The 6,909-nt window shown below is 75.8% G+C and carries 5 protein-coding genes; 1 reads left to right on the plus strand and 4 read right to left on the minus strand.

Annotated features, from left to right (window positions below; all coding sequences use genetic code 11):
• Positions 1-30: 30 nt before the first annotated feature.
• The 3 genes from rpe to fmt all read right to left on the minus strand — a co-directional run bounded on the left by rpe (position 31) and on the right by fmt (position 3,505).
• Positions 31-717 carry a ribulose-phosphate 3-epimerase gene (gene rpe / locus ACWCP6_RS10770; RefSeq protein ID WP_450932036.1) on the minus strand — a complete coding sequence of 229 codons (687 nt, stop codon included), beginning with the start codon at positions 715-717 and terminating at the stop codon, positions 31-33.
• Between the two features lie 142 nt (positions 718-859).
• On the minus strand, positions 860-2,290 hold the full coding sequence (locus tag ACWCP6_RS10775) for an RsmB/NOP family class I SAM-dependent RNA methyltransferase (protein WP_450932037.1): 1,431 nt from the start codon (positions 2,288-2,290) through the stop codon (positions 860-862).
• Between the two features lie 282 nt (positions 2,291-2,572).
• Entirely contained in the window at positions 2,573-3,505 is a 933-nt protein-coding gene (fmt, locus tag ACWCP6_RS10780; protein WP_450932038.1) for a methionyl-tRNA formyltransferase, read from the minus strand.
• 258 nt (positions 3,506-3,763) lie between these two features.
• Between fmt and ACWCP6_RS10785 the strand changes: the two genes are divergently transcribed.
• Positions 3,764-4,297, plus strand: a complete 534-nt coding sequence (locus tag ACWCP6_RS10785; RefSeq protein ID WP_450932039.1) for a hypothetical protein — start codon at positions 3,764-3,766, stop codon at positions 4,295-4,297.
• 262 nt (positions 4,298-4,559) lie between these two features.
• Here ACWCP6_RS10785 and ACWCP6_RS10790 read toward each other — a convergent pair whose 3' ends face one another.
• On the minus strand, positions 4,560-6,707 hold the full coding sequence (locus ACWCP6_RS10790) for a primosomal protein N' (protein ID WP_450932040.1): 2,148 nt from the start codon (positions 6,705-6,707) through the stop codon (positions 4,560-4,562).
• Positions 6,708-6,909 lie beyond the last annotated feature (202 nt).

Consider the following 6,909-nt stretch of genomic DNA (forward strand, 5'->3'; position numbering starts at 1 on the left):
CCTGATGGGCGGCGTTCACGTTCCCGTGGCTCAGTGGTCGCATGCCCACGCCGCCGACCGGGTCACGGTCTCCGCCTGGGTGCGCAGTGCACGTACCGCGGCCGCCGGATCGGCTGCCCCGTACACGGCGGAACCCGCCACGAAGACATCGGCGCCGGCCTCGGCGCACCGCTCGATGGTGGAGGCCGAGACTCCGCCGTCGACCTGGAGCCACATCTCGAGGCCGTGCTTGCTGATGAGCTCACGGGTACGGCGGATCTTCGGCAGCATGATGTCGAGGAACGCCTGCCCGCCGAAGCCCGGCTCCACGGTCATGATCAGCACCATGTCGAGCTCCGGCAGGATGTCCTCGTAGGGCTCGATGGGCGTCGCGGGCTTCAGCGCCATGGACGCGCGGGCGCCCTTGGCACGGATCTCGCGGGCCAGCCGGACCGGCGCGGCGGCGGCCTCGGCGTGGAAGGTGACCGATCCGGCACCCGCTTCGACGTACTGCGGGGCCCAGCGATCGGCGTCCTCGATCATCAGGTGCAGGTCCAGCGGCGTGTCCGTCGCACGTGCCAGGGACTCTACGACCGGCACCCCGAGCGTGAGGTTCGGGACGAAGTGGTTGTCCATGACATCGACGTGGAGCCAGTCGGCGCCCTCGACGGCCCGTGCCTCCTCGGCAAGTCGGGCGAAGTCGGCGGACAGGATGCTGGGGTTGATCTGCACGGCCATGCCCCAAGCCTGCCATGCCGGAGGCGGGTTGCTCTCATTGGTCCATCCCCCGGACCGGCCCGGCGCCGGGAGTGCGCACGGAAGAGTGCGGAGCGTGACGCTGCGGTCGCGCTCGGCACCCGGACCCCCGGGCAGCCGGGCGTCAGTCCGTGCGGCGCAGCAGGGCCAGATACATGGCGTCCGTGCCGTGCAGATGGGGCCACAGCTGCACGTCGGGACCGTCGCCGAGGGCCGGGACGCCGGGCAACAGCGGGCGGGCGTCGATGAGTTCCGCGCCCGCGTACCGCTTGAGGACGTCGTCGACGACGGCGCGGGTCTCCGCGAGGTGCGGGGAGCAGGTGGCGTAGCCGACGACACCGCCCGGCCGGACCGACTCCAGTGCCGTGTGCAGCAGCGCGCGCTGCAGCGGAGCGAAGCCCTCGAGGTCCTCCGGGCGGCGGCGCCAGCGGGCCTCGGGGCGGCGCCGCAGGGCGCCGAGCCCGGTGCACGGCACGTCCATCAGGACGCGGTCGAAGGTGCCGGGCTGCCACGGCGGCCGGGTGCCGTCGGCGGTGATGACCTGGTAGGGGCCGGGGTTGCCGGCCAGGGCCTTGGCCACGAGGCCGGCACGGTGCGGCTGCTTCTCCGCTGCGAGCAGCATCGCCCCGCGCTCGGCGGCGAGCCCGGCGAGCAGCGCTGCCTTGCCGCCGGGGCCCGCGCAGCCGTCCAGCCACCGCAGGTCGGGCCCGTCGAGCGGCGCGTTGGCGAGGGCCGTCGCGACGAGCTGGCTGCCCTCGTCCTGCACGCCGGCGCGGCCCTCCCGCACGGCGTCGATCGCCCCGGGCTCCCCGCCCTCGATGAGCCGCACCGCGTACGGCGACCAGCGGCCCGGCAGCGAGGCCTCCTCGCCGAGCGTGTCGAGCAGCTCGGCCGCGGTGGCGCGGCCGGGGCGGGCCACGAGGGTGACCTCGGGCCGCTCGTTGTCCGCTTCCAGCAGGTCCTCGATGCCGGCCCGGCCACCGCCGAGCGAGTCCCACAGGGCCGAGACGATCCAGCGCGGATGCGAGTGGACGACGGCGAGATGGTCCTCGGGGTCCTCGTCGTACGGGGGCGCGACCTGCTCCAGCCAGGCGTCGAGGTCGTGCTGCGCCACCTTGCGCAGGACGGCGTTGACGAACTTCGCGCGCCCGTCGCCGAGGACGACGCGGGCGAGTTCCACGCTCGCGGACACGGCGGCGTGCGTGGGGATGCGGGTCCCCAGCAGCTGGTGCACGCCGAGGCTGAGCACGTCGAGCACCGGCGCGTCGACCTCGCGCAGCGGCCGGTCCACACAGGCCGCGAGCACGGCGTCGTACGTGCCCTGGCGGCGCAGCGTCCCGTACACCAGCTCGGTCGCAAGTGCCGCGTCCCGCCCGTCGAACCCGTCCTTCTCGCGCGCCCTGCGCAGCAGCGGCGGCAGCACGAGGTTCGCGTACGCGTCCCGCTCGTCCACCGCCCGCAACGCCTCGAACGCCAGCATCCGGACCGGGTCCTTCTGCGGACGACGGTACGGCTTGCCCGGCTTGCTGGGACGACGACGAGACTGCTCGCTCACGAAAAGGTGCTCCGCTTCTGGGATGAGGTGCAGCAACCAGCCTACGTGGCCCCGGAGCGGGCATGCGTCCGGTGCGCAGCCACGGCCCGGGCCCGGCGCCCGGCCCCCGAGCGCCGCCGGGTGGCGGCTCGGCCCGGCCCGGTGCCCGGCACGGGCGGTCCGGGCGGGAAGCAGGACCGCCCGCCCCGCTGGACACCCCGGACCCCCGCCCTCCGACGGGAACGGTGCCACTGGACACCCCGGACCCCCGCCCTCCGGCGGGAGCAATGCCGCGGGCCCGGCTCAGCGCCCGAGGGCCTCGCCCGTCCCGATCCGGACGCCGCGCGCCCAGTCCGCGGCGCGCATCGGCTTCTTGCCCTGGGCCTGCACCCAGACAAGCTCGACGGCATGGGACCCGGTCCCGACGTACACGTTGTGCTTGCCCGCGGCCAGCTCCCCCGGAGCGAGGTCCGTGCGCTCGTGCACCAGGCCCACCTGGATCAGCTTCAGCCGCTCGCCGTGGAAGGTGGTCCACGCGCCGGGTGCGGGCGTGCACCCCCGCACCACCCTGTCGACCCGCAGCGCCGGCGCCGCCCAGTCCACCCGCGCGTCCTCGACCGTGATCTTCGGTGCGAGGGTGACGCCGTCCTCGGGCTGCGGCACGGCCTTGAGGCTGCCGTCCTCGACACCGTCCATGGTCGCCGCGAGCAGCCCGGCCCCCGCGAACGCGAGCCGGGTGAGCAGATCGCCGCTGGTGTCGGCGGGCCGCACCTGCTCGGTCACGGTCCCGTACACGGGCCCGGAGTCGAGCCCCTCCTCGATCAGGAACGTCGACGCCCCGGTGATCTCGTCGCCCGCCATCAGCGCGTGCTGCACCGGCGCAGCGCCCCGCCAGGCGGGCAGCAGCGAGAAGTGCAGGTTCACCCAGCCGTGCCGGGGCACGTCGAGTGCCACACGGGGCAGCAACGCGCCGTACGCCACCACGGGGCAGCAGTCGGGCGCGATCTCGCGCAGCCGGGCGAGGAAGTCCTCGTCCCTCGGCTTCGCCGGCTTCAGCACCTCGATCCCGGCCTCCTCGGCACGCTGTGCGACGGGGCTGGCGACCAGCCGGCGGCCACGGCCCGCGGGAGCATCGGGACGGGTGACGACCGCTGCCACCTCGTGCCGGTCGGAGGCGATCAGGGCGTCCAGGGCGGGAACGGCGACCTCGGGGGTGCCTGCGAAGACGAGCTTCATCGGTGGCTGTCGGCCTCTCGGGCGGGGACGGTGGCAGGTGTGTGACGTGCAACGACCCAGTCTATGGGCCCACCCCAGGGGCGTACGGCCCGAAGTGCGCCCCTTGCACATGCCCTCACGCCCCCGCACCCGTGACCCCACAGGGGGTGGCGCGTTGGTCAAGAAGGAGTTGACCCCCACGGGGTGCGGGACCGCGGCCCGATCCCCTGAGCACGAATTGGACCATCCCCCTTCAACGCCGGTTCGAGAGGCTTGTTCATGGCCGACCACGCAACCCACGACGCCCAGGCACGGGCCAGCCTGCACCTGTTGGTACGGGACATCGAGCGGGTCCGCCGGCAGGTGGACGCACTGCGCACCCTCACCGCCCAGTTGGGCAACGTCTACCGCCCGCGCCGCTCCGGTCCCTCCACAGGCTTCGTCGTCTACGGCCGGGCGCCCGCCCCGACCGTCCGCCTCGCCCAGGAGCTGCGCGACAGCGTCGAGACGCTGGTCACCGCCGCCGTGGACTTCGACCGTTCGCTGGGCTTCTCGTGGGACGCGGTGGGCTCGGCGCTCGGCGTCACCAAGCAGGCGGTGCACCGCCGCTACGGCGCGCGGCGCGCCGCGGCGCAGGCGGCGGCCGAGGCGGAGCGCGCGACGGACACCTCGGGCGCGCGACCGGTGGCGGTCGGCACGGCCGTACCCTCGGTCCCCGCCGCCCGCACGATGCCGACGCAGCCCACGGCGACCACCACGTCCCTGCGCGACGACCCCCGCCCCGGGGCCTTTCCGAGCCCCCGCCACGGCTGATCCGTCCGACGCTCACCCCGTCCCGCCGCCCGCCCGTCGAGCCGGGCGGCGGGACGGGGTGAGCGTGCGTCCGCGGCCGTTCGCATCGCACCGCGACAGCCGGGCGCCGTCGCGCCGGGCTCGGGCGCACAGGGAAGGGCGCCCGGACCCGGGGCTCGCCGGAGCGGCCGCCGCGGGACGCATGAGGTGGCGACGCCGGCGCAACCCGGCTGGTGACCGGCGGTGCCGCGTCCACCGCGGGCGCGGGACGCCCGCCCGGGGTTCACCCGATGTCCGGCGGATCCACCCGGACCCGCACCGGCCGGTCGGCGCCCCGCGCCATCCGTGCGGCCTGGGCGGACTTGAGCGCCCCCGCCAGCGCGGCGCCGCTGCCGGGCGGTACCCGGACGAGCGCCCGCTCCCACGGCTCGCCGGGCGGCGGCGCTCCGGTACGGCGGGGACCTCCGGCATGGGTCACCGGCAACGGCACGGGCCCCAGCACCTCGGCGTCCCGCGGCAGTTCGGTGCTCCGCAGGAACTCGGCCACCGCGTCCGGCGCCCCGGAGACCTCCGCCATCCGCGACACCGGAGGGAATCCCAGCTCGGCCCGCTCGGCGAGCTCCCGCAGCGCATGGCCCACGGGGTCCCACCGCACCAGGGCCTGAACGGGCCGCAGCGTCGGCTCGGCGACCACCACGACGGTGCCGCCCGCGCCCTGGTCCCGCACCAGTGCGGCCGCGCCGATCCAACGGCGCAGCGCATCCTCCCCGGCCCGCAGATCGGGCCGCCCGAGCATCGCCCACCCGTCCAGCAACAGTGCCGCCGCGTAGCCCCCCTCGGCGACGGGTTCCGCGCCCGGCGTGCTCACCACCAGCGCCGGCGCGTCCGGAACCGTGTCCAGCACCTGCTCCCGGCCCGACGTACGCACCGGCACCGCCGGGAACGCCCGCCCGAGCTCCTCCGCGGTCCGCCGCGCCCCGACTATCTGCGCCCGCAGCCGGAACCCGCCGCACTCGGGGCAGTGCCAGGCCGCTTCCTCGCGTCCGCACCAGCCGCACCCGAGGGCGCCCCCCGCACCCTGTGCCTCCAGCGGCCCGGCGCACTGCCGACACCGCGCCGGAGCCCGGCAGTTCTCGCACGCGAGCCGCGGTACGTATCCGCGCCGGGGCACCTGCACCAGCACGGGCCCCTGCCGCAGCCCCTCGCGGGCCACCTGCCAGGCGACGGACGGCAGTCGCGCGGCCCGCGCCGCCTCGTCCCGCGCGAGGTCGGCGTCGCCGACGGTGCGGACGAGCGGCGCGGCCCCGCGCACCGCATCGCGCTCGGCGGCCAACGGGCGCGCCCATCCGCTCTCGACGAGCTGCGCGGCCTCGACGGTGCAGCTCCAACTCCCCAACAGGAAACCGCACTTGTCATGCGCGGCGCGCAGCAGCAGCACCTCCCGGGCATGCGGCTGCGGCGCGTGCTGCTCGCTGTGGCTGGAGTCCCCGTCGTCCCAGAGGGCCACCAGGCCGAGATCGCGCACCGGCGCGAACATGGCGGCCCGCGTCCCGACGACGGCCCGCACCGAACCGCGTCGCACGGCGAGCCACTGCCGGTACCGCTTCTCCGGCCCGGCGTCTGCCGTGAGCACGGCATGCCGGCCCGTACCGAGCAGGGCGGTCAGGGCGGCATCGACGCGGGAGACCGCCCTGCCGTCCGGCAGCACGACCAGCGCCCCGCGCCCGGACGCCAGCGTCGCGGCGACGGCCCGCGCCAGTTCGTCGGCCCACAGCGGGCCCGGCAGCGCGTTCCACACGGCGCGCGGCGCACCGCCCGAGGCCAGGGCCTGGAGGAACCCCGCCCCGTGCGCATACCTCTCCCATGACCCGGGTTCGGGCGCGGCAGGCGGCGGAAGCGGCTCGGGCGACGGCTTGCCCTCCGCGCGCGCGTTCCGCGGGGGCACCGCCAGCTGGATCACATCGGCGAGACTTCCGGCGTACCGGTCGGCGACGGCGCGGGCCAGCTGCAGCAGCTCCTCGTCGAGCACGGGCTCGGCGGACACCACCTGCGCGAGCGCGGCCAACGGTCCCGAGTAGTCGGACTCGGCGACCCGCTCCACCAGGAAGCCGTCGACCAGGCCCCCGCCCTCGCGGCGCCCCTCACGCACCTGGTGCCGCCCGGCCCCGAACCGCACCCGCACCCGCACCCCGGGCCGGGCCAGCTCGTCCAGCTCCTCGGGCACCGCGTAGTCGAAGTACCGGTCGAGGTGCAGCACGCCCTTGTCCACGAGCACCCGGGCGACGGGCAGCTCCTTGGCGAGCGCGGCTCCCCGCCAGGTGCGCGGCTTGGCCCGCGGGGCCTTGGACCGGCGCACACTCTCCCGAATGAGCGCGAGCTGCTCCCCCGGCGCACCCTCCACGCCCTCGCCCCGCTCGTCCTCGCTGCTCACACCAGCATTCCTACCAGACCCCACCGACAGCGGCCCCGGACGGAAGGACGGTGGAACGACGAGGTCCGGCACCCCGCAGCGGGTGCCGGGCCGCGTGTGTGGCCGGGTGCGGGGTACAGACCCGCCGCCATGCGGAGGGCGTCGAAGCCGTCGGGGGGCTACCCGGGGAAGTTGGGGAGCTCACCGCCCAATTGGCCCTAGG

The organism is Streptomyces sp. NPDC002004 (assembly GCF_053593975.1).

Coding starts and splice junctions, on each gene's coding strand:
- fmt (WP_450932038.1), bottom strand. CDS start 3,505: ATGAAGCTCGTCTTCGCAGGCACCCCCGAGGTCGCCGTTCCCGCCCTG.
- rpe (WP_450932036.1), bottom strand. CDS start 717: ATGGCCGTGCAGATCAACCCCAGCATCCTGTCCGCCGACTTCGCCCGA.
- ACWCP6_RS10785 (WP_450932039.1), top strand. CDS start 3,764: ATGGCCGACCACGCAACCCACGACGCCCAGGCACGGGCCAGCCTGCAC.